Origin of the sequence: Reichenbachiella sp. (genome assembly GCF_039944555.1) — a bacterium.
Taxonomy (GTDB): domain Bacteria; phylum Bacteroidota; class Bacteroidia; order Cytophagales; family Cyclobacteriaceae; genus Reichenbachiella.
The window spans coordinates 87,160-108,675 of sequence record NZ_JBDUYN010000015.1 but is presented as its reverse complement, the minus strand read 5'-3'; the positions used below and the strand labels follow the sequence as shown (position 1 = coordinate 108,675).

At 39.8% G+C, this 21,516-nt stretch carries 22 protein-coding genes and 1 tRNA gene; 3 read left to right on the top strand and 20 right to left on the bottom strand.

The features are described 5' to 3' along the window. Positions 1–8: 8 nt before the first annotated feature. The 9 genes from ABJD64_RS22230 to ABJD64_RS22190 all read right to left on the bottom strand — a co-directional run bounded on the left by ABJD64_RS22230 (position 9) and on the right by ABJD64_RS22190 (position 7,742). Positions 9–806 carry an undecaprenyl-diphosphate phosphatase gene (locus ABJD64_RS22230; protein ID WP_348181568.1) on the bottom strand — a complete coding sequence of 266 codons (798 nt, stop codon included), beginning with the start codon at positions 804–806 and terminating at the stop codon, positions 9–11. Then, the gene (locus ABJD64_RS22225; protein WP_348181567.1) at positions 803–1,018 is read right to left on the bottom strand and encodes a DUF3098 domain-containing protein; all 216 of its coding nucleotides are present in this window, start codon (positions 1,016–1,018) and stop codon (positions 803–805) included. Before ABJD64_RS22225 ends, ABJD64_RS22230 begins: the two co-directional genes overlap by 4 nt. Before the next feature lie 3 nt (positions 1,019–1,021). Then, positions 1,022–1,918 carry a permease-like cell division protein FtsX gene (locus ABJD64_RS22220; RefSeq protein WP_348181566.1) on the bottom strand — a complete coding sequence of 299 codons (897 nt, stop codon included), beginning with the start codon at positions 1,916–1,918 and terminating at the stop codon, positions 1,022–1,024. A gap of 70 nt (positions 1,919–1,988) precedes the next feature. Beyond that, complete coding sequence (locus ABJD64_RS22215; protein WP_348181565.1) at positions 1,989–2,876, bottom strand: hypothetical protein; 888 nt, start codon at positions 2,874–2,876, stop codon at positions 1,989–1,991. 5 nt (positions 2,877–2,881) lie between these two features. Continuing rightward, positions 2,882–3,421 (bottom strand): sigma-70 family RNA polymerase sigma factor, encoded by a 540-nt coding sequence (locus tag ABJD64_RS22210; protein ID WP_348181564.1) that lies wholly within the window; start codon positions 3,419–3,421, stop codon positions 2,882–2,884. A gap of 114 nt (positions 3,422–3,535) precedes the next feature. Next, the gene (gene pdeM / locus ABJD64_RS22205) at positions 3,536–4,177 is read right to left on the bottom strand and encodes a ligase-associated DNA damage response endonuclease PdeM (protein ID WP_348181563.1); all 642 of its coding nucleotides are present in this window, start codon (positions 4,175–4,177) and stop codon (positions 3,536–3,538) included. After that, on the bottom strand, positions 4,174–4,875 hold the full coding sequence (locus tag ABJD64_RS22200) for a mutarotase (RefSeq protein ID WP_348181562.1): 702 nt from the start codon (positions 4,873–4,875) through the stop codon (positions 4,174–4,176). Before ABJD64_RS22200 ends, pdeM begins: the two co-directional genes overlap by 4 nt. Next, positions 4,868–5,296 (bottom strand): DUF2147 domain-containing protein, encoded by a 429-nt coding sequence (locus tag ABJD64_RS22195; RefSeq protein ID WP_348181561.1) that lies wholly within the window; start codon positions 5,294–5,296, stop codon positions 4,868–4,870. Before ABJD64_RS22195 ends, ABJD64_RS22200 begins: the two co-directional genes overlap by 8 nt. A gap of 16 nt (positions 5,297–5,312) precedes the next feature. Next, a complete protein-coding gene (locus tag ABJD64_RS22190; protein WP_348181560.1) occupies positions 5,313–7,742 on the bottom strand; it encodes a ligase-associated DNA damage response DEXH box helicase in 2,430 nt (809 codons plus the stop codon). A gap of 162 nt (positions 7,743–7,904) precedes the next feature. Here ABJD64_RS22190 and gap point away from each other — a divergent pair, with 162 nt between their 5' ends. Further along, positions 7,905–8,891 (top strand): type I glyceraldehyde-3-phosphate dehydrogenase, encoded by a 987-nt coding sequence (gene gap / locus ABJD64_RS22185; protein WP_348181559.1) that lies wholly within the window; start codon positions 7,905–7,907, stop codon positions 8,889–8,891. A gap of 84 nt (positions 8,892–8,975) precedes the next feature. Here gap and ABJD64_RS22180 read toward each other — a convergent pair whose 3' ends face one another. From ABJD64_RS22180 to ABJD64_RS22145, 8 genes are all read right to left on the bottom strand, one after another. After that, positions 8,976–9,725 carry a YebC/PmpR family DNA-binding transcriptional regulator gene (locus ABJD64_RS22180; RefSeq protein WP_348181557.1) on the bottom strand — a complete coding sequence of 250 codons (750 nt, stop codon included), beginning with the start codon at positions 9,723–9,725 and terminating at the stop codon, positions 8,976–8,978. A 53-nt stretch (positions 9,726–9,778) separates the two neighbouring features. Further along, positions 9,779–10,615, bottom strand: coding sequence for a DMT family transporter (locus tag ABJD64_RS22175; protein WP_348181555.1), 837 nt, complete (start codon positions 10,613–10,615; stop codon positions 9,779–9,781). A 12-nt stretch (positions 10,616–10,627) separates the two neighbouring features. Further along, positions 10,628–11,281: an ABC transporter ATP-binding protein gene (locus ABJD64_RS22170; RefSeq protein ID WP_348181554.1), complete on the bottom strand. Its 654-nt coding sequence runs from the start codon at positions 11,279–11,281 to the stop codon at positions 10,628–10,630. Between the two features lie 206 nt (positions 11,282–11,487). Continuing rightward, complete coding sequence (locus tag ABJD64_RS22165) at positions 11,488–11,901, bottom strand: DUF1987 domain-containing protein (protein WP_348181553.1); 414 nt, start codon at positions 11,899–11,901, stop codon at positions 11,488–11,490. Between the two features lie 324 nt (positions 11,902–12,225). Then, a complete protein-coding gene (locus tag ABJD64_RS22160; protein ID WP_348181552.1) occupies positions 12,226–12,882 on the bottom strand; it encodes a response regulator transcription factor in 657 nt (218 codons plus the stop codon). A 6-nt stretch (positions 12,883–12,888) separates the two neighbouring features. Next, a complete protein-coding gene (locus ABJD64_RS22155) occupies positions 12,889–14,655 on the bottom strand; it encodes a PAS domain-containing protein (protein ID WP_348181551.1) in 1,767 nt (588 codons plus the stop codon). A gap of 7 nt (positions 14,656–14,662) precedes the next feature. Beyond that, complete coding sequence (locus tag ABJD64_RS22150) at positions 14,663–15,109, bottom strand: response regulator (RefSeq protein WP_348181550.1); 447 nt, start codon at positions 15,107–15,109, stop codon at positions 14,663–14,665. A gap of 65 nt (positions 15,110–15,174) precedes the next feature. Further along, a complete protein-coding gene (locus ABJD64_RS22145; RefSeq protein WP_348181549.1) occupies positions 15,175–17,277 on the bottom strand; it encodes an ATP-binding protein in 2,103 nt (700 codons plus the stop codon). A 157-nt stretch (positions 17,278–17,434) separates the two neighbouring features. Here ABJD64_RS22145 and sucC point away from each other — a divergent pair, with 157 nt between their 5' ends. Beyond that, the gene (sucC, locus tag ABJD64_RS22140; RefSeq protein WP_348181548.1) at positions 17,435–18,643 is read left to right on the top strand and encodes an ADP-forming succinate--CoA ligase subunit beta; all 1,209 of its coding nucleotides are present in this window, start codon (positions 17,435–17,437) and stop codon (positions 18,641–18,643) included. A gap of 56 nt (positions 18,644–18,699) precedes the next feature. Further along, positions 18,700–18,773 (top strand) — tRNA-Arg (locus ABJD64_RS22135). 159 nt (positions 18,774–18,932) lie between these two features. Here the strand turns inward: ABJD64_RS22135 and ABJD64_RS22130 are convergent. From ABJD64_RS22130 to ABJD64_RS22120, 3 genes are all read right to left on the bottom strand, one after another. Beyond that, complete coding sequence (locus ABJD64_RS22130) at positions 18,933–19,937, bottom strand: formylglycine-generating enzyme family protein (RefSeq protein ID WP_348181547.1); 1,005 nt, start codon at positions 19,935–19,937, stop codon at positions 18,933–18,935. 106 nt (positions 19,938–20,043) lie between these two features. Beyond that, positions 20,044–20,466: a doxx family protein gene (locus ABJD64_RS22125; protein WP_348181546.1), complete on the bottom strand. Its 423-nt coding sequence runs from the start codon at positions 20,464–20,466 to the stop codon at positions 20,044–20,046. A gap of 44 nt (positions 20,467–20,510) precedes the next feature. Continuing rightward, positions 20,511–21,515: a PEGA domain-containing protein gene (locus ABJD64_RS22120; protein WP_348181545.1), complete on the bottom strand. Its 1,005-nt coding sequence runs from the start codon at positions 21,513–21,515 to the stop codon at positions 20,511–20,513. Position 21,516: the final 1 nt, after the last annotated feature.

Genomic DNA, 21,516 nt, shown 5'->3' with positions numbered 1-21,516 from the left:
AATAGGCTCTACCATAGTAGTCCTCCAATTACTGCCAATAAACCTACTACTCCACAGTAAATTGCAAAATAGACCAGTTTTCCTTTTTGCACAATTGAAATCATCCACCGACAAGCCAGAAGTCCAGACAGAAACGCAGCAATAAAGCCTACTGAGAGGTTTATTCCTGAAATATTTGATGCTATTTCAGGATTCTCCAAAAAATCTTTTGTTTTCAATAGCATGGCCCCTAGAATAGGAGGAAGTACCATTAGAAATGAAAATCTTGCCGCCTTTTGTTTGTTTACACCAAGGAGTAGAGCAGTTGAAATTGTAGCTCCAGAACGTGAAATCCCCGGCATGATGGCAACTGCCTGAGACAGGCCAATAAGTAATGCGTTTTTAAAAGTGATTTCCCCTTCATTCCTTTTGTTGAAATAAGTGAGCGTAAGCAAGATTGCTGTAATGAGCAGCATGAATCCAACTAATAAAATATTACCTCCAAAGAAAGATTCAATTTGGTCTTCGAAGAACAAGCCAATAATTCCGACTGGAATCATGGATAGTACAATCATGGAAGCAAATCGAGTAGCATCATTCCACTCGAATTTGAAAATTCCTATGATGATTTCAAGTATATCCTTTCTGAAAATTACGACAGTACTACAAGCTGTTGCCCCATGTAGAATGATTGAAAATAAAAGATTATCTTCTGATTGAACGCCGAGAAAATAGGTGCCTAGCTCTAGGTGACCACTGCTACTCACTGGAAGGAATTCTGTCAACCCTTGTATTATTCCAAGGATCAAAGCCTCAACAAAACTCATTTATTTTCTTTTGACCTATACAGAATGGCTACAAATTCTATGGCAAACCCCAATAGTACTGTAAGAGGTCCGAGGGTCAAACCTAAAAACCCAAAACCATATGGCTCAGTATCCAGGGTCATAATAAAAAAACCCAGAATCAGCACCACCACGCCAACTAGCATGATCATGTAGTTAATTTTTTGAAAAGCTAATTTATTCTTATCACTCATAATCTAATATAGTTCGTCTAAAGACATCTTCATGTACTTCCTGATGGCCGCAAATGTACTTATAAATCCCACAAAAATTCCGACCAGCACAATTGCCACACCAAGCACCAGGAGTTGTTCGTTTCGAAGCAGGTCCAACAATCCATCTACCTCAGTATTCATGAATCTAAGTAATGAACTAAGTAGGCCCACGGCAATCAAGCCTGATACAAAACCAAAGAGTGAGGCTCTAAACAAAAACGGTTTTCGTATGAAATGAGTTGTGGCGCCCACCAATTGCATACTTCGTATTAAGAATCTTTGTGAGAACAAGGCAAGTTTGATTGTGTTGTTGATGAGAATTACCACTACGATAAGGAGTATGACAGAAAAACCGATCAGCACAAAACTGACCTTTTTGACATTTTGCTGTATGCTATTCACCAAGCTCTCTATATAGGTAACTTCATAAACTCCTCTGATAAAACCAATTTCTTTTTTTATTTCCACTAGGTTCTGTCCTTCATGAAAGTCTGGATTGATCTTAATCACAATCACATCTCGAAGTGGATTGTCTCCTAAAAACTCCACAAAATCTTCGCCGGTTTCCTCATAAAATTCTTTTGCAGCTTCTTCTTTCGTTATATGAGCCACCTGCGCGACGCTTTCCTTTTTTATTACGTAGTCTTTTGAAGAAAGTGTTTTTATGATTTTAGTAATCTCATTTTGACTGAGGTTCTTATTTAAGAAGACCTGCATTTCCACATTTTCCTGAACGATGGTAGTCAAATTCTTGGTCATCATGAGTAGCAGACCAAATAACCCCATCACAAATAATGCAAGTGTAATACTGAATACAACACTCACGAATGGGTAGCTTCCAAGCTTTTTCTTTTTTCTAAATTTTTTTTCTTTTGCCATAAGCCTATGGCCAAAAATAGCTCAATTACTGAAAATACTCGGCTAGAGAAAAAAAATAATCTGAGGATGATTACCCTCTGCTCTTGAGAGCGTCAAGTTCATGAATCAACTCACGGTTTTCAATTTTAGAAAGTGGAGTGATTGATGATGCATTTTTCCTGAGTTGATAAAAATCTCCGTGATAGTAGAAAAACAACTTTTTACTCCCGGGAGTACTTATCTCAATGATTTCATAAGGAGACTCACTAAACTTACCATAAAGGAAGAGACGATTGTCCTCCAAACGATAGTGAAAATTGTATTTTCTTGAATTGATTGTTTGAATGTTGACCTTATCAACTTCAGAAATTCCGGATACTTGCTCAATTCGATCCATGGCATTAATATCTACTATCATACCATCAAAAGACTCTTCTTGACTTGTAGTTACTTCAGGAACCTCGAAGGCCAAGTTTTGAGCTACGGTCTCTTTTTTGCCATTAATTGCTCTTTTCTTCATCACCGGAGAAACATCCACGTAATCCATGATCTGCATATTCCCCTTAAATCTGTAATCTAAGCGCTTAAGAGCTGGCGTTTTTAGCTGGGCACCTAAAGAATATTCCGTTTTGGCATTAAGCTGTTCGATGTGATATTGAATCGCAGCTTCCTTATTGTAGAAGAAATAACTACCTGACGCAATCATAAATGCTGTCACTCCATACACCAAAGGTTTCATCATCGAACCTTGCATAAGAGTGCCTATCAAAGTTGGCTCAACGGATATGTTGTTTAGTCTCGTTTTGAGTTCTGCAGTTCTGTGGGCTTTCAAACCTTCAACAATATCATTTTGTCTCTCAAATTCCGTTTTGAGCATGGGATTGCTCTCCACTCTGGCTTCAAATAGAATCCTGTCAGTTTCTGACATTGCTCCACTGAAGTAGGCTTCTAATTGACTGCTGTATTTATTTATTCCCATTTTTTTTAATCTAGTACATCATGTGAAGAATAATTTCGCTTTACCATCAGGTCAAGCTTCTTCTTACATTTATACTTCTTTGTTTTAGCCGTATCAGTATTTGCAAAATTTAGTTTATCTGCAATATCTGACATAGATAATCCGTCGAAGTAGTGGTAGGTTAGTATTCTTCTACATGTATCTCCCAATTGATTGATACAATCGGTTATAATTTTAATTCTCTCATTCTTTTCATACTCCTGAAAAGTGGTCTGTTCAACTTCCTCGGAAGATAATCGTCCTTTTCGATCCAATTCTTTCCGCCAAAGATTCAAGCAAATACTATAAATGTATGTGCTAATTTTAGATGTCAATACCAACTTACCAGAAACGGCCTTCTGCCAAAACACCAAGAGCGCATCCTGAAAAACATCTTTCGCCTCGTCCTCTGTCCCGTTATTGTTCAATACAATACGAGTCATCATCTTGTAATGCTTTTTGTACAGGTAGTCCAATGCGGCCTCATCCCCCCTACTCACCCGTTCTAACACTTCATGATCTTTCATGACGGAAAAGCTCTCGCTCTAGTTTAAATACGACAATCTAACTAATTGTAACCCTTTAGGGTAGAATTAAGTCATCAGCCTCTCAATATAACCGATTTAAGACAAATATTCCAATTAGCTAACGTGAATAATCTTGTTTTCTGCTATCACAAAGATATTATCTTTTTTAGTAGGTCTAATTTTTGCCATTCCAGTGAATTGTCCAAAGGCTGGAAGGAAAGCATGATCGGGTCTGAAAAAGAAACAAGGCAACTTCAAAGATTGCTTGCCCTGCCCGATCATGGATACTGCCGGGTGTACATGACCTGAGATATTATACCACTCAGTTTCAACTTTTCTCTCATGTGTAAATTCAATATTTTGGATAACCAAATCATCCACTACTGTCAAACGGGAATTTCGATATAACTTATCAGGAAGGATGTCGTGGTTTCCCTTAATTAATATCATTTCTATCTCTTCATAGTTATGAGACCATGTAAAGAACAAGTCCCATTCCTGGTTGAAATCGCTATGAAAGAGATCCCCTACAAACAAGATCTGTTTTGGGTCGTACTCAGCTATAATGGCATCAAGCACAAAAAACTCGTTGATGTGGATATGTGAGGAAACGGGTACGCCGGCCTTACGAAAATGACTGGCCTTACCGATGTGGAGATCGGATAAGATCAAAGCACGCTGTTCTTCCCAATACATTACTTTATCAGGCAAAAGGTAGAAGGTCTGATTTTGGATGTTTGTAATGAAATGTTTCATAGAGAAGTGTGACTCTTGCCTAATGTAAACGTATCAAGCTCTTTCACACTTCTTTCCCTTTGATACCAGTCATTGTAGACCAAATCTAGTTTGTTAATGGTCATTTTACCGAAGGAATAATCACGAAAAGAACTTAATGTTTCAATGAATTTATCAATATTCTTAATTGGCTTTCTGAATCTTGCTATTGTGAAATGGGCTGTATTTATTTTGTATCTGGAGTCAATAGAGCTTTCCAATACAGAATCATTGAACTCTTCCCTGAGTTTATCCCTCAACAAGTTTAAATCATCTCTTTCTGGAAAGCCTTGAACCATTACTGCTGAAGGGCTTGCTGTCATTCCATGAAATTGCACTTCAATTGGATTGGCCAGACAACGTTCAATTACTTCCGAGTATTCAATAGAATTAATGCTTTCTAGTCTAAAACCTGAATAGCAAGAAATAATGGACAATATGGTCAAGTGTAAATCTTCAGAAGGATAATAGTACTGATCAGGATCAGCTTCTTTTAAGTTATTTTTAAAGTTATTGATTTTCGTCTCTATTTCACCTGTTGGCCTTGCCAGAAGTGTTATCCCTCTTCTGGCATCATTCAACGAATCAATAAAAGCATCGGTATTACATTGACCAAGCCGGAACTGCTTAAGTGCACCAGCCCACATTTCATCATAGTGCTTCTCAAGCTTTTCAGTCATATTTCAGCCATGTCTGTGTACGATAAAAGAATGCGATATAGCCCCTTAGTTTGAGATCCCCTTCTTCCAACCACAGCTTGCAATTGTAAACTTTCCCATTTTCCGGGTCCAGTATTTTCCCATCTACATATTCATCGCCATCTTTTTTGGCGCTTTTGAGGATTTCCATACCTCTCACTTTTTGCATATATCTTGGGTCATCTTCGTCACAATCATCACAAACAGGATCGGGGTCTTCGTGTGGTTCCAAAAACATGTCCACTACTTTTCCATAATAAAAATCGCCCTTCTTGTAAATTTCCACCACTGATCTGGGCTTGCCTGAATCATCATCTATGGTTTTCCACTGGCCTAATATCGGATCTTGAGCCATGAGGTCGAAGGATAATAATACTGTAAGTAGAAGACAGATGAGTTTCATTTTATTGTGGTTAAGATTATTCCATATTCAATTGCATTTTGGCGATACGATCTGAAAGGCTCTCTGAGCTAATTCTTTCGCGCATACCATCTACTAAAATAGGAAATGAAAATGGAGTTGGTTGAGTTGTCCGAATCAATTTAATTCCCTGCTTATTTATTCTCTCCATCGATTCGAGAAATCTTGCTTGCTCAAGCTGAATAGAGAGTACTTCTTCTTCGGCCTGCTTCAACAATAAATTTTCAGGGTCGTAGTCCGCAAGGGCCCGATAAATTATTCCAGAGTTCATTTGTAGATGCTTGCCACGGATGGGTTGGCCCGGGTAGCCCTGGAACACCAAACCTGCAATTGAAGCGATGTCCCGAAATCTCCTTCTTGCCATCTCAGACTGATTGATGGAAGAGGAAATATCAAAGAAGATGTCTTTTGTGGTGAACAAATCTTGTTCAAGGGCGTCCTCTATTGGTATTTCCTGATCTGACAACAGTTCGAACCCGTAGTCATTCATAGATATAGAGAATGTGATAGGCACTGATTGTGCCATGCGAAAAGCAACCACTCCAGCCAGCACTTCATGTACAGCCCTTCCTTCGAATGGAAAAACAAAAACATGGAATCCCTCCTTTGTCTGAGTTTTTTCGATCAGAAGTGTCCGGCTGTCTGGAATAATGGAAAGTTTCGATTGTAAATCAAGTAACGGCTTGAGACGTTTCATTTCGATGCAGTCATATGTTTCATTAGCTGCCAATTCAAACTTTTGTCTAAGTAATCGTGACAACTGTGAGGACAGCGGAATTCTACCTCCTCCCCACCTTGGCACAATTCCTTTCTTCTTTTTCCCCTTTTTGACAATAACTGTCAAATCTTTTATTCTGACAAATTCCAAGGTTTGTCCTGCAAACCAAAACACGTCTCCGGCATTGAGTCTGGAGACAAAACTTTCTTCTACGGTACCTATATAGCCCCCAGTGAGAAATCTCACTTTCAAGGATGGATCTCCTACAATGGTTCCCATACCCAGGCGATGTCTCATCGCTGTTTTTTGTCGGTTGACTTTGTATACCCCATTGATAATTTCTACTTTGGAGAACTCTTCGTATTGTGATAAGCTCTCCCCTCCTGTGGTAATAAAAGTCAGGCACCATTTCCATTCTTTTAATGTAATGTCCTGATAACAATTCGTAGTTTTTATCTCATCAAATACCTCATCAGGATAAAAGCCATTCCCTACTGCGAGCGTGACGAGATATTGTACCAATACGTCAAAGCATTGAGTCTGAGGCTTTCTGGGTTCATACAAATCATCTTCAATAGCAGATCTAAGTGCTGCCGCTTCCATCAACTCCAGTGCATGTGTGGGTACGAAATGCATACGGCTCGTCTCTCCAGGACCATGACCACTTCTCCCGGCTCGTTGAAAGAATCTCGACACACCCTTGGGACTTCCTACTTGGATAACCATATCTACAGGCCGGAAATCTACACCCAAATCCAGGCTGGAAGTGCAGATTACAAGTTTCAGTTTGCCCATGTTTAGAGCGTCTTCGACCCAGCGGCGAATGTTGTTGTCGATAGAACCATGGTGCATGGCCATGAGTCCAATCATTTCTGGATATTTATCAACAATTCCCTGGTACCATAATTCAGTCTGTGAGCGGGTATTAGTAAAAAGCAGGGTGGTGTTATTCTGATTCACTATGTCCATTACTTCTTTCATTAGGCGAATGCCTAAATGCCCGGCCCAAGGATAGTTCTCGATTTTCTTCGGGATCACCGATTTGATTTGAATTTTCTTTTGAATGTTGGCTCGAATAATCTCTCCTGATTGACTAGATCCAAGAAGAGCGCCCAATGCTTCGTCCATGTTGCCGACGGTAGCCGAAATACCCCAGGTTTTTAGTTCAACATCTGACCATGCTCTTAGTTTGGACAGGGCCAATTCAACTTGAACGCCACGCTTGCTACCCAATAATTCGTGCCACTCGTCGACAATAACGCATTGCAAATCACTAAAGTAATTGGGTGCATTTTTCTGACTCAACATGAGATGCAAGCTTTCTGGTGTGATGATTAATGCATCAGGTGCTGAATCGGTTATTTTCTTACGATCGATCGTTGATGTATCCCCTGTTCGAATGGCGATTTTTAGCCCCAATTGATTATCTGTATTAAACTCCTCAAGGGCCAATTTGATATCATTGGCCAGAGCCTTCAAAGGGGTAATCCAAATCACCTTAAGTTTCTTCTTTTGAGACTTGGCACGAAAGGCGTTGACAGCTGCTGGAATCCAAAGTGCAAAGGTTTTGCCGCTTCCGGTGGGTGCATTAAGCAGTCCATTGGGCAAATCAAAAAAGGACTGCCACATTTCTTTTTGAAATTTATAAACTTTCCAATTTTTCGAATGGAACCAGTTTACTCCTGTTTCTATGGCTTTTTTTGCGATCAATTCAACGAAAGTCTACAAATATTATGATATCTTGATATTTTCTGTTGATAAATTAACAAACATCCAAACAATAGTTGATTTCTTTACGAACCAATAATTTGAATTAGTCGTTCAACCTATTAGTTTTGCGAAAATTTTTAACACACACTAAATTATTAATCAATGATTAAAGTTGCTATCAACGGATTTGGGCGTATCGGAAGGTTGGCGTTCAGAGCATTATTGAAGAAAGAAAATGTAGAAGTGGTTGCGATCAACGACTTGACTGACACTAAGACGTTAGCACACTTATTGAAATATGACTCTACTCAGGGCAAGTTCGACGGAACTGTTAAGGCTGCTGAAGACGGAATCATTGTAAACGGAACTAAAATCGGTATTACTGCTGAGAGAGTTCCTTCTGATTTACCGTGGGGTAAATTAGGCGTAGATGTAGTATTGGAATCTACAGGTAGATTTGTAAACGAAGAGGGTGCAAGTCAACACTTGACTGCCGGTGCTAAGAAAGTAGTAATTTCGGCTCCTGCAAAAGGTAACATTCCAACTGTAGTTTTGGGCGTAAATGAAGATATCTTGACTGGTGATGAGAAGATCATGTCTAATGCATCTTGTACCACAAACTGTCTTGCTCCTATCGCGAAGGTATTGCACGACAGCTTTGGCCTTGAGCAAGGATTTATTACGACTATCCATGCTTATACTGCTGATCAGAACCTACAGGATGGTCCTCATGGTGACTTGAGAAGATCAAGAGCAGCCGCGATCAATATGGTACCTACTTCTACAGGAGCTGCTAAAGCTGTTGGATTGGTGTTGCCTGAGTTGAATGGTAAATTGGATGGTAACTCTATGCGAGTACCTACTCCGACTGGATCTATTACTGACTTGGTTGCTACTTTGAAAAGAGAAGTAACAGTAGAAGAAGTAAACGCTGCAATGAAAGCTGCTGCTGAAGGGCCAATGAAAGGGATCTTGAAGTACACTGAAGATCCTATCGTTTCTTCTGACATTGTTGGTGATCCTCACTCTTCTATTTTCGATGCTGGTATTACTTCAGCAAACGGTAAGATGGTGAAAGTGGCGTCTTGGTACGACAACGAAGCTGGATACTCTAACAGAGCGGCTGACTTGATTGCTAAGATTGGGTAATTAAGTGCTCGGTTCGTTAGGACACGAATCTTAGCTAAATGATATTGAAACCTCGGCCTATGGTCGAGGTTTTTTTATTTCCATTTAAGAAAGCAGATTTTCCTGCCCATCACCTACCTCGAGATTGTGCCAAACTTGCTGTACGTCGTCGTTGTCTTCGAGGACATCAATGAGTTTCATTACTTTTTGAAATTCCTCATCATTAAGCTTTTTGGTGTTGTTGGGAATTCTCTGAAGTTCGGCGTTTTCAGGTTCAATGTTTAATTCTTCGAATTTCTTATTGAGATTGCCGAAGTCTTCCAGAGCGCATGTCGCAGTAATGTAGTCATCCTCGATCACCATATCATCCGCACCTCCATCGATCACTTCCAGTTCGAATTCTTCGAGATCCATTCCATCAGATACCGGTAGTGTAAATACGCCTTTTCGGTCGAAGATGAATTCCAGTGATCCATTGGTACCCATATTGCCTTCGTATTTACTATAGGCAGCTCTTACTTCTTGTACGGTCCGGTTTTGGTTGTCAGTCAGGCACTCTACAAAAACTGCAATTCCAAATGGACCATATCCTTCAAAGGTTTGTTCAATATATGAGCTCGCATCACCGCCAGTTCCCTTTTTTATTGCCCGTTCAATATTATCCTTGGGCATGTTTACTCCTTTGGCATTTTGGATGGCCATCCGTAAACGTGGATTACCTTCAGGATCACCACTTCCACCTTCTTTCACCGCTACGGTAATTTCTTTACTGAATCGCGAAAATATCTTTCCTCGCTTGGCGTCGGCGGCACCTTTTTTACGCTTTATAGTCGACCACTTACTATGTCCTGACATATGGATTAAGATTCAAAGTTTAAGATTCAAAATTACAAATTCGGGTAAAAGAGTCAAGCCTTCTTAAATCTAAGGTTGAGAATGATACCAAAGATTACCAATACCATTCCCGCATAACTCATCCAATCATAAGTTTCGCCGAAAATGATAAAACCAAAAGCGAGGGAATAAATGATTCCCATGTAGTTGATAATGGATACTTTGGACAACTCTTCGGCCTGATAAGATCGTGTCATGAAGTATTGCGCGATTTGCGTAAACAAACCGACTAGCAGTAAGTACATCCAATCCCAATCCTCTGGCTGCACCCAATCGAAAATAGAAATCAATCCGGCTAAAGGCAGGGAGACCAAAGGAAAATAGAAGATGATAACCAGAGGGTGTTCGGAAGTCTTAAGTATCCGAATGCAGTTATAGGCCAATCCTGTAAAAATTGCTCCTCCAATACCAATTACAAAATGTAGAAGTGAAATACGCGCATCAAATCCCTGGATGATAATGATTCCTAAAAAGGATAGCAGAAAAAACAGATACTGCTTTGAACTCACTTTTTCTTTTACAATAAACACTCCTAAAATGGTGGTAAATATGGGAGCCATGTACTGCATGCTTGCAGCAGCCGCCAACGGTATCTTCTGAAGAATATAGAAATATGAGGCCAGTGCAATTGACCCAACAATTCCTCTGAGGATCAAAATTCTTTTGTTGTTGCCCCATGGAGAAATATTGTCTTTAAGAAAAAAAAAGAAGCAGATGATAATGGAGATAACAGAGCGAAAGAATATGATCTCTATCGCCGGAATATGTGAAATCGATTTCACACAAACTTTCATGAGTGCAAAGGTGAAGGTGGAGATGATCATAAATTGAACCCCCTTCGATAATTTCATAGACAACAATTTTTAGCTTACGATTTTTCCGTCCTGGATTATAATCTTCCTATCCGTCATTTCGGCCAAATCCTGATTGTGGGTGACTATGATAAAGGTCTGATTCAGCTCTTTTTGCAGTTGAAAAAATAAGTGGTGTAGCTCTTCTGCGTTTACCGAATCCAAATTGCCACTTGGCTCATCCGCAAAAATGAGCGACGGTTTATTTATTAAAGCTCTGGCTACTGCTCCTCGTTGAAGTTCTCCTCCGGACAGTTCTGACGGCTTGTGATCTCGACGATGTTGTATATGCAGTAGCTCCATCAATTGACCGGCATAGTCAGCAAGAGCCTTACCATTTTTACCATTGATGTAGGCAGGAATGCAAATATTCTCAAGAAGAGTAAACTCTGGGAGCAAGTTATGAAACTGAAAGACAAAGCCAATTTCTTGATTACGAAACGAGGCCAGAGATTTGGAATTCAGCTTGAATACATTCTGGCCATTGATTTCAACTAACCCACCATCAGGCTGATCAAGTGTGCCAAGAATCTGAAGTAAAGTACTTTTACCAGCACCAGATGCTCCTACAACTGAAATTACTTCGCCAGTTTCTACTCTTAGATCTATGCCCTTGAGTACCTGTAACTCCCCGTAAGATTTAACAATGTTTTTGGCTTGTAGCATTGAGTATTATGTTGTCCAGCAAATATAAGAATCCCGCGTTCAGAAGCAAGAGTCCATAATCAAAAGCTTCAAACCAGGCGATGGAATTGAAACCTTATTGCGCTATCCAGATTAAACAAAAGGCTGGCCAAAAAAGTGCATAAAAAAAGGCTGCCACTAGAGCAACCCTTTTAATCCACCTGTATTATCCCATTATCTTTAAGTCATTAAGCTGACTGTTTTTCTTCTCCGAGTACTTTGATCTCCGGTATTTCAAGGAAGTTGAATTCCATATCAAAGAAACTACATAAATCCTCTCCCGCCTCTTTCATATCCTCATCTCCATCTTCGTAGTACCAATTGATCAGTACCTTTTTCCCCATTTCATCAATTTTTGACAGCTTCTTCATGAAAATGTAAAGACATTTAGATGAACTTGTATTGAAATATTCAAATGCCAAGTTTGCTGTCATGGAAGAATTGCCGCTTTCGGCATATTTATCCAAACTATCAAGAACGTAATTATAAAATGCCAGCGGGTTTTCCGGACTCGATTTGCCTCTCATATCAAAAATCCCTTTTGTGGGGTTGAAGTATATTGAAGGCGTCACACGTGACGATCTTATAAAATATCCTTTCATAGCTTTTTCGTTTAGAAAACTGTGTCAAATAAACGGTAACTAACTACTTGCAGCGATTAATTACAATTCAAAAGTAGATCAGATATGGGTTAGAAAAAATAGAGGTTTTGCCTAATTAGATTTTTAGGAGAATTGGATGTTAAAAATTCACTCAGAGCTATATTTTGAAAGTATCAATTGTACTTTTTAAAGAAACAGTTGTAAAATAGAATATAATAAAATGCTACTGAATAATAGGAAGACGGCTTGTTTACCTAAGGTTCATTTAGGAGTACTTTGTAATAATAAGCGATTCCCCTACTAAGTTTAGGGGAAATGCTTAGATTAATCCAGTTCTATGATCTTTTCACGAATGGCGTACTTCACCAATTCCGCTGTGCTCTTGAGTCCAAGCTTCTGCATAATATGATTTCTATGAGCGTCTACGGTTCTTATGCTTATAAACAACTTGTCTGCAATTTCCCGATTGGAGAGGCCTGAAGCAATCTGGCGCAATACTTCCACTTCACGCTTACTCAAATCTTTGTTTTCATTAGCTACGCGCTCACCTTTGCTCTGATTATAGAAACCTTTGAAGATAACCTGCGAGATCTTTTGTCCGAAATATTGCTCGCCCTGCATCACCTTGCGGATCGCCTCAGCCAATATGTCCTTTTTGGTATCTTTCGCCAAATACCCTGCAACTCCAGCTTTGATAGCTTCAGATATGTGGTCCTGTGTCACTTCCATTGAAAGTATAATGATTTTTATACCTTCATGTTCTTCTCCAATCTTTTTTGCGGTCTCAATGCCATTCATTCCAGGCATATTGATATCCAAAAGTACGACATCCGGTGACTGGCTTGCAATTTTTTGCAAAGCTTCTTCGCCACTTTCTGCTTCTCCTATAATTGTGAAATCGTCATAGATTGAGAGCATAGTTATGACACCTTCTCTTACGAGAGAATGATCATCTACAACAAGAATAGTAATGTTCGACATGGTGGTTTAATTGTTTATTGGAAACCAGGATTTTACTACTGTTCCTTTTTTGGGTACTGAAGTTATCTCAAAATGTCCATTTTGCAAAGATGTTCTTTCTTTCATATTTTTTATACCATTCCATTTAATTTCTGTATCAAAACCTATTCCATCATCTCTAATTTCGAGTACAATGTTCTGATCTACTGGTTCAATACGAACAGATACGTTCTTAGCTCTGGCATACTTTATTATGTTATTGATTGCTTCCTGGGCAATTCTATAAATCGTATTAGAAAGTTCCAAATCATAATCATCGGGAATATCAATAATATGATCTACATGAAACTCGCCCATATTTTCAATCTCTTCAATCAAATAGTGCATGGTTTTACTCAAGCCAAATTCTTCTAAATGACGATTGGATAGATTCCTTGAAACACGCCTAACCTCATCTATAGTTGTTGCCAGCAGGTCTTCTACCTCGTCCTTCTTATGAGTTAATTCCTCCTCAGAGTGTGCTTCCAGAGAGGAAAGTTTAAATTTAGCCGCCACTAGCATTTGGCCTATTCCGTCATGAATATCTCGTGCCATCCTACTCCTTTCGAACTGCTGAGCATTAAATATTGACTTGCTAATCTCTCGTTGTTCGGTAATATCCTGCACCACTCCCAACACACTTGATATTTTTCCATCGCTGCGTGAAGTGATATTACCTGTGTTTCGTACGATCTTGGTTGTATCACCGGATAGAACAATCCTATGTTCAATGTCGAAAAAGTTTTTATCACCTATCAGCATCTCTTTGAAATAAGGTTTGTCCTGTTCGTGCATGGTATCCCGGATCAACCTGAATGCAGACACTTCTTCGTTTTCATTCAATTCAAATATCCGTCTGAATTCGGCAGAAATCACAAAGGCATTTCCTTTGGCGTTCCACTCATAACTTCCTACATGTGCGACGGACTCAGCATTTTCTAATATTGATTGGTTTTTTTTAAGCTGCTCTTCATAGACTTTCTTTTCCGTTATATCCAATAGCGTCCCTGACGCTCGTAAAGGTTCGCCAGTATGTGCCCTTCTTATAATTTTGCCTCTTGCGAGCACCCACTTCACAGCACCTGTTTTGTTTCTCACTGAAAACTCCTGATCAAAAAAAGGCACGTTCCCATCAATATGCTCATTCATTGCGTCAATCACATACTGCTGTGTCTCCGTATCATACTTTTGAAAATATTTAAAATCCTGTATGGCATCCTCGGGGTCAAAACCAAGAATTTCCAAACTCTTATTGTTATAGACAATGGCATTAGACATAAAGTCCAGATCCCAAATTCCTAAATCTGTACCCTCCAGAGCTAGCTCTAACCTTTCCTTACTTAAAATCAGTTCATGCTCGGCAGATTTCTTTTCACGGTTTACCTTCTGCTCATTGAGTGCCCGCTCAACTACAATTGGTAATCGAGACAGACTGTCTTTGGATACCAAATCTGTCACTCCTAACTTCAGAGCTTCTACGGCGTTTTCTTCTCCAATTATCCCGGATACAATGATGAATGGCAAGTTGATCTCTTTCACAAGATTAAATGCATCAATGGCACTGCATGCAGGAAGATTATAATCGGAAAGAACTACATGCGGTAAAAAATCAAACAGTTTGAATTTGAAGTCTTTCAAATTATCAACTCTGTGATATTCATAAAGGAATCCGGCACGCTTTAACTCGTATAAAGCTAGTTCAGCATCTTCCTCCACATCCTCAAGAATCAATATATTTAATTTCGTATCTCTCAAATCCTAATCAGGTTGACGGTGTAATATTGGTAACAAGCCAATAAAAGCCGACCTCGGCAATGGCTTTGGCAAAATTCTCGAACTCGACCGGCTTGACTATATAGCTGTTAACTCCTAAGTTATAGGTCTTCACTACATCCTCCTCTTCCTTTGATGAAGTCAAAACCACTACAGGAATTTTTTTAACGGGCTCACTATTCCGGATTTTCTCGAGCACTTCTATGCCATCAATTTTGGGTAGTTTTAAATCCAAAAAAATCACTTTGGGTAAATCATTAATGTTCCGATCTGCATATTCCCCTCTTGCCAATAAATAATCAAGGGCCTCCACTCCATCTTTTAACCAAACCAATTTATTTGCCAGACGGTGCTTCTTCAAGGATCGAATGGTAATCTCAGCATCATTGGGATTGTCTTCTACTAAGACAATATCAGCTTTGGATAAATCGGACATCGTAATTGATTTTTGAAAGAATTATGAAGATACGCAACACATTTATAATCTACAATTTTTGATTTCTATTTGGGTAGACTGAAGTAAAATACAGTACCCTTACCTTCCTCACTTTCCGCCCAAACTTTGCCATTATGCTTTATGATCACTTTCTGAACGATAGCCAACCCAACCCCTGTTCCTCTAAATTCGGTATCAGTATGTAGGCGCTGAAAAACACCAAATATTTTATTATAGTATGCCATGTTGAATCCAACTCCATTGTCTCTTACAAAGAATTGGTAATGATCCTGCTTATTAGAGCAACCAATTTCAATTTTGGGGTTTTCTTTCTTACTGCTAAACTTAACTGCATTTCCTATCAAATTGGACAACAATTGTTTCATCAGAGTTTTCTCTCCCCTGGCTTCTGGTAGCGTTTCAATTTCAAATAATTGAGTACCCAGAGCTTGTTCCTCGATAATGCTTGATACCAGGTCGTTAAAGTCGATTGGTTTGAATTCGGCCACCTTACGACTAATTCTTGAAAAGGTCAGCAGATCGTCTATTAAGGTGGCCATTTTACCACTGTTGTTAATAATCACATTAAGCAATCTTTTGCTTTCTTCGCTAAACTCATCTTTATGGTCCTCTAAAATGATTTTTGAGAACCCATCGATAGCTCTTAATGGTGCCCTCAGATCGTGTGAAACAGAATAACTAAACGCTTCTAGCTCTTTGTTAGCTATATCCATTTTCTCGACCTGTAATTCAAGTGCTTTATTGAGGTTATTTATCTTTTCTTCATTAGCCTTCTTTACAGTTATATCGTCAGCGATCATAACCGTGAAACGTACTTGTTCATTTTCATCCCGAATGGTTGAAACGGTTTTGCTAATATAAATCTGACGACCTTGCTTTGTTGTCTTCCTTTTTTCAAGAATGTAATGATCAATTTCCCCAAGTATGATTTGTTCATACAGCCGCAGGTCTTCACTGAGTTCGTCCAAATCGCCCGAATCGGAAATTGAATAGAAGGTATGTTGCTTCAATTCTTCCTCAGTAAACTCAAGCAATTCCTGAAGTGCTCTGTTGGCCATGACAATCGTGCCTTCCATATCGCATACACAGATACCCACATTGGCGTAGTCATATATACTTTTGAATCTCTTTTCACTCAATTGCAAGGCTTTATCTGCTACCTCATGGTGGTCTCTCCAAAGTCTCATGCTGATCAGGTGACTAATATTAAGAGCCATTAGTTCTATAATTTCAATCTCATATTCGCCGAATTTTTTTCTGGAGGACTCTTGAGAATAGAACAAAAGGACACCGTAATTTGAATTGTTCACCAATAATGGAGACCCGATGAAATAACCAGACGCCTCATCAGTTATATTCTTCTTGCTTAGATTATTCGAGCTTCTTGCCCTAAAAACAGTACTGCCTTGCTGTTCAATTTCGGCAAGTACGTGTTTATAATCATCAATTGATAGGTTAGCGACATTGGCATTCCTTATAATATCCTCCTTCTCTTTTGCCTCAATGATTAAACCTACTTCCATGTTAAACAATTTCGATCCAGAATTGAGATAATCCACCAGTACGTCATCAAGGTTGGTGTTTTGACTTAGGTTCAATCTGTGCAATTCTCGCAGACCAACATTGAACTCTGCTATCTTTTCTTCTTTCAAATCATAGTTGTACTTCAGCATCCACACCACAGATAAATTGACAAATGCCCCTATCACATACATGGCGGTGACATTAGGGCTCTCACCCCAAATCGGTAAGTCTTGCAAATAAAGTTCTGCCCAAACCAATCCTGCCTGAACAACAATTACAACAGCAAGCATAAGCTTACTGTACTTTCGAGGAGAAACAATGGTAACTATAAGGATGAAGGTAAAAAAGATCAAACCGCTTCCTTGCGAGCCCCCATCCTTGAACCAGAAAAAAGCACCAAAGACTAATGCCAAAACCAAGGACGGCATCACTATACGGTTCAAATACTTTCCCCGTTTGATCATTTTATAGACTAGCCCGCCAATTCCCATTCCTACCAAATAGACACTGAGAACTAAATACTCTTGATTGTACAATCGGTAAATAGAAAAAATGAAAAGCGTTCCGATAAAATACAAAACGGCTGCACTGAATACTCTATATGAAAGGGAATCTTGCTTCAATTTGTGGTCACTTGAAATGAGAGTCACCCCAAATTAAAGATTTTATTGAATAAATATGATACTCAGAGGTATCGACCTGAGATTCCACTTGAAAATGCCATGGTATTGCTGTAGCTTCGCGCCGAAGGCATCCCTACGGGACACAAAATTTATAGATATGAACATTCACGAATATCAAGCAAAGGAAATACTCAAAGGATATGGAGTAACTATTCAAGAAGGAATAGTGGCGGAAACTCCAGAAGAAGCTCAGGCTGCTGCAAAAAAATTAAATGCTGAAACAGGTACTGAATGGTACGTGGTTAAAGCGCAAATCCACGCTGGTGGCCGTGGAAAAGGTAAGGTAAACGAAACCGGTTCTAACGGTGTAGTACTGGCAAAAAGCCTTGATGAGGTTCCTCAAAAAGCAGGCGATATTTTGAAAGGGACTTTAGTCACTCATCAAACCGGTCCGGAAGGAAAGGTTGTGAACAAAGTATTGATTGCTCAGGATGTTTACTATCCCGGAGCATCTGAGCCAAGCGAATATTATCTTGGTATTTTGCTAGACAGGGCGAAGGGTTGTAATGTAATTATGGCTTCTACCGAAGGCGGAATGGACATTGAAACAGTAGCCGAAGAAACTCCAGACAAAATCATTAAGGAGTGGATTGACCCTTCTGTTGGGCTGCAAGCATTTCAGGCAAGAAAAGTAGCTTTTGCTCTGGGATTGGAAGGTGAGGCCTTTAAAGGCATGGTGAAATTTATCTTTTCTCTCTACAGAGCCTATGAAGCGACGGATTCATCTATGTTTGAAATCAATCCTGTATTGAAAACATCAGACAACAAAATATTGGCAGTAGATGCTAAAGTTGATATCGATGACAATGCTTTATACAGACACAAGGACATTGCTGAATTAAGAGATTACTCAGAAGAAGATCCTGCGGAAGTTGAAGCGGCAAAGTCCGGTCTTAACTACGTAAAACTAGATGGCAACGTAGGATGTATGGTGAATGGTGCCGGTCTTGCGATGGCTACCATGGACATTATCAAATTGTCTGGTGGTGAACCTGCCAACTTCCTCGATGTAGGAGGAACCGCTAATGCTGAAACTGTTGAAGCAGGTTTCAGAATTATCATGCAGGACCCTAACGTAAAGGCGATCTTGATCAATATATTCGGTGGTATCGTAAGATGCGACAGAGTGGCAAGTGGAGTAGTAGAGGCCTATAAAAACATAGGTGAGATCAGTATTCCAATTATCGTAAGACTGCAAGGAACAAACGCTGAAGAAGGTGCTAAGATCATTGAAGAATCAGGATTGAAAGTTTATTCAGCTATCGTATTGAAAGATGCAGCTCAGAAGGTGAAAGAGCTTATTTAAATAATTAAAATTCGAGATTTCAGATTTGAAATTCTAAATTTGAAATCTCGTTTACTGCACACGTAGTTCAACTGGATAGAATATCGGATTTCGGCTCCGAGGGTTGAGGGTTCGAATCCTTCCGTGTGCACAAAAAGACTGCTAGAAATGGCAGTCTTTTTTATTAAATGCCTTGGAAACCCTCAAGAGGATTCGCCGTACGACGGACCGATCTTTGCGTGTGCACAAAAAGACTGCTAGAATTAGCGGTCTCTTTTTTGTATTTAATAGGTGGGTCGAATTCTATGGTTTACGAATCAATACTCTTCACACATCTAAACCCAGTATGATTAAATCCGGAATCTTTGCTTGAGCTCATTCTTCTGGAAACCCGATATCCACTGCAGTAGCTATCATTACAAAGAAATGAACCGCCCCTGATGATGTGTTTTGGGGCATTGGGCTCTCTGGGGTCATTATATTTTTCTGAACCCTTGGGGTTAGTTTTTATGCCTTGTTGCAAATCATTTTGATAGGCTGCAACGTCATACTTGTCTAGACACCATTCCCATACATTTCCAGCCATATCATATAGACCAAACCCATTGGCCTTAAATGATTTGACAGGTGCCGTGCCAGCAAAACCATCCAATTCATAATTTTGATATGGAAATTTTCCTTGCCAAAAATTAGCTTTATCGGATGCCTGTTCTACCGGCTCATTACCCCATGGGTATTTGGCATCCGGCTTCCCTCCCATGGAAGCCCATTCCCATTCTGCTTCAGTTGGCAGCCGCTTACCAGCCCATTGAGCATAAGCTTGGGCATCTTCCCAGGCCACATGAATTACCGGATGATCCATTCTTTCTTCAATGGTGCTTCCAGATCCTTCGGGTTGCTGCCAGTTGGCCCCAATGGTCCACTGCCACCATTGACTATAATCGTTTAAATCAACAGGAGCATCGGTTTGCTTAAACACCAATGACCCTGCGCGCAAAACAGAATCGGGAGGCTTCGGTGTGCCAGGTGGCAGTTGAAGTCTAATGTCCTCCCAATCTACATCTCGTTCGGCCACGGTAATGTAGCCCGTTGCTTCCACGAACATTCTAAATTGAGCATTAGTCACCTCAGTCTCATCCATAAAGAAGGCAGAGATAGAAACTTCATGTCGGGGAAACTCGTCCTGAGCCGCCTGTTCAGACTTTCCTCCCATCGTAAACCGACCATCCGGAATGTATACCATACCGGAAGGGCTTTCAACCACTTGCTGCTGTGATTTTCTTTCTTGGCAAGCTGTGAAAATTGCCAGACCCATTATAATTTGAATTAGCCTCATTTGTCTACTTTATGAAAAGCTAAGTTATACAAGCCTTGCGAAGTTTATGGTAGCTTTAGAATAAGGTACTCCCATTTTTTCCTGGTCATATTTGCCCTTTAGCTTCACTTTTGTACAAAGTGATCAGCGCTCCAACGATAACTATGTTCTTAATTATGTATTGTCCAAGCAGGGTAAAGCAAAATGGCAGGCAAGTGAATACCTGATCTGGAAACAAGAATATTGGTGTAAACGTGAAGAACATATGGATCAAGGCCAGAATCACAACCTGCCTTCTATAGATATTCATTATCAGTAGTACTCCTATTAGCGTTTCAGAAACGGCTAATAAAACGATCGAGACCTGGGAAGGGATGAGACTAAAAGTAAGTAAATCAATGGTATTGGTCGCAAGGTCTTCTGCAGGACTAAACTCAGGGAAGTATTTTAAAACTCCGAACCAGAGATAGACCAGTCCAATGCAATTGGCTAAAACATGATTGTTAGATATTCTCTTTGCCAGATTCATGTTCCATTTATTTTAGTTAAGCATTTAGGCCTCCGGAGTTCATACTACGGGCATTGCCTTAGGGCACTCTCACGTACTGTACATTGCAACAGCGCTTCCGGCCCTATTCCAGCATATCCATCTGGTGTTACTACCTGCCCTGAGATGAGGTCTTCATACCAGGTCATCCAGGGAAAAGTATATCCAAACTTACCTGCTGCATGAACCACAAGACCATCATCATCCGGCACCACTTCCCCTCTATTGGGGTAAAACCGCTCTGCCACAGTATGCAACCATTCATGAACAAATACACCAGGGTCATTTTTTCTCGCATCTTCAATGGACGCCTTGATATCGTCATAGTATCGAATGGTATAATAAGATGATTCTGATGAAAGCTCTGTAACATCGAACCATGCAATTCCTATAAAGTTGGCAATAAAACAATCTTCCTGTTCTCCTCTGAAAAAAGTAATGACGAGATCATAATCTCCTTTATCTATATCCGTAATGTGATTCTCAAATATTGTGGGATTGATCAGATTATCCTCATCTAAGATCACAGTCTGATCAGAAATATCTCTTCTCTCAAATTCCCAGTCCATGGTATGATAGGAGAAGGGCTCAAGCTTCTCCTGAAAACTCCAATTCAAAAAATCGAATGCCAAATCCAATTCTTCAGTTGTATATTGAGTGATACAATCTTCTGTAGATTTGGATACTTTGTTCACTCCTACAAAAAGTGCCTTCCATTTTTTTGCCTGTTGCAAATCCGCCTCGCTCAATACTATCTCGTATGACTCTACTGTGTTTTCAATAGAAACGGTCTTCTTTAAATATTGCCGTGACCGATTCAACCCTACTCCAATAGTATGAACTCCACTACTTACATTTAGCACTGCCGGTGTTTGTTCTCCTGTATAAACTCCATTCAAATAGATGGCTGCTCCCTCTTCGCTTGCTGAAATGGACACCTTAGTCATAGAATCGACAGGATCGTTGCCATTAGATTTACAACTTTGGGCCACCAGAATACTGAGTATAATTGAATAAAAGACGCTACGCATG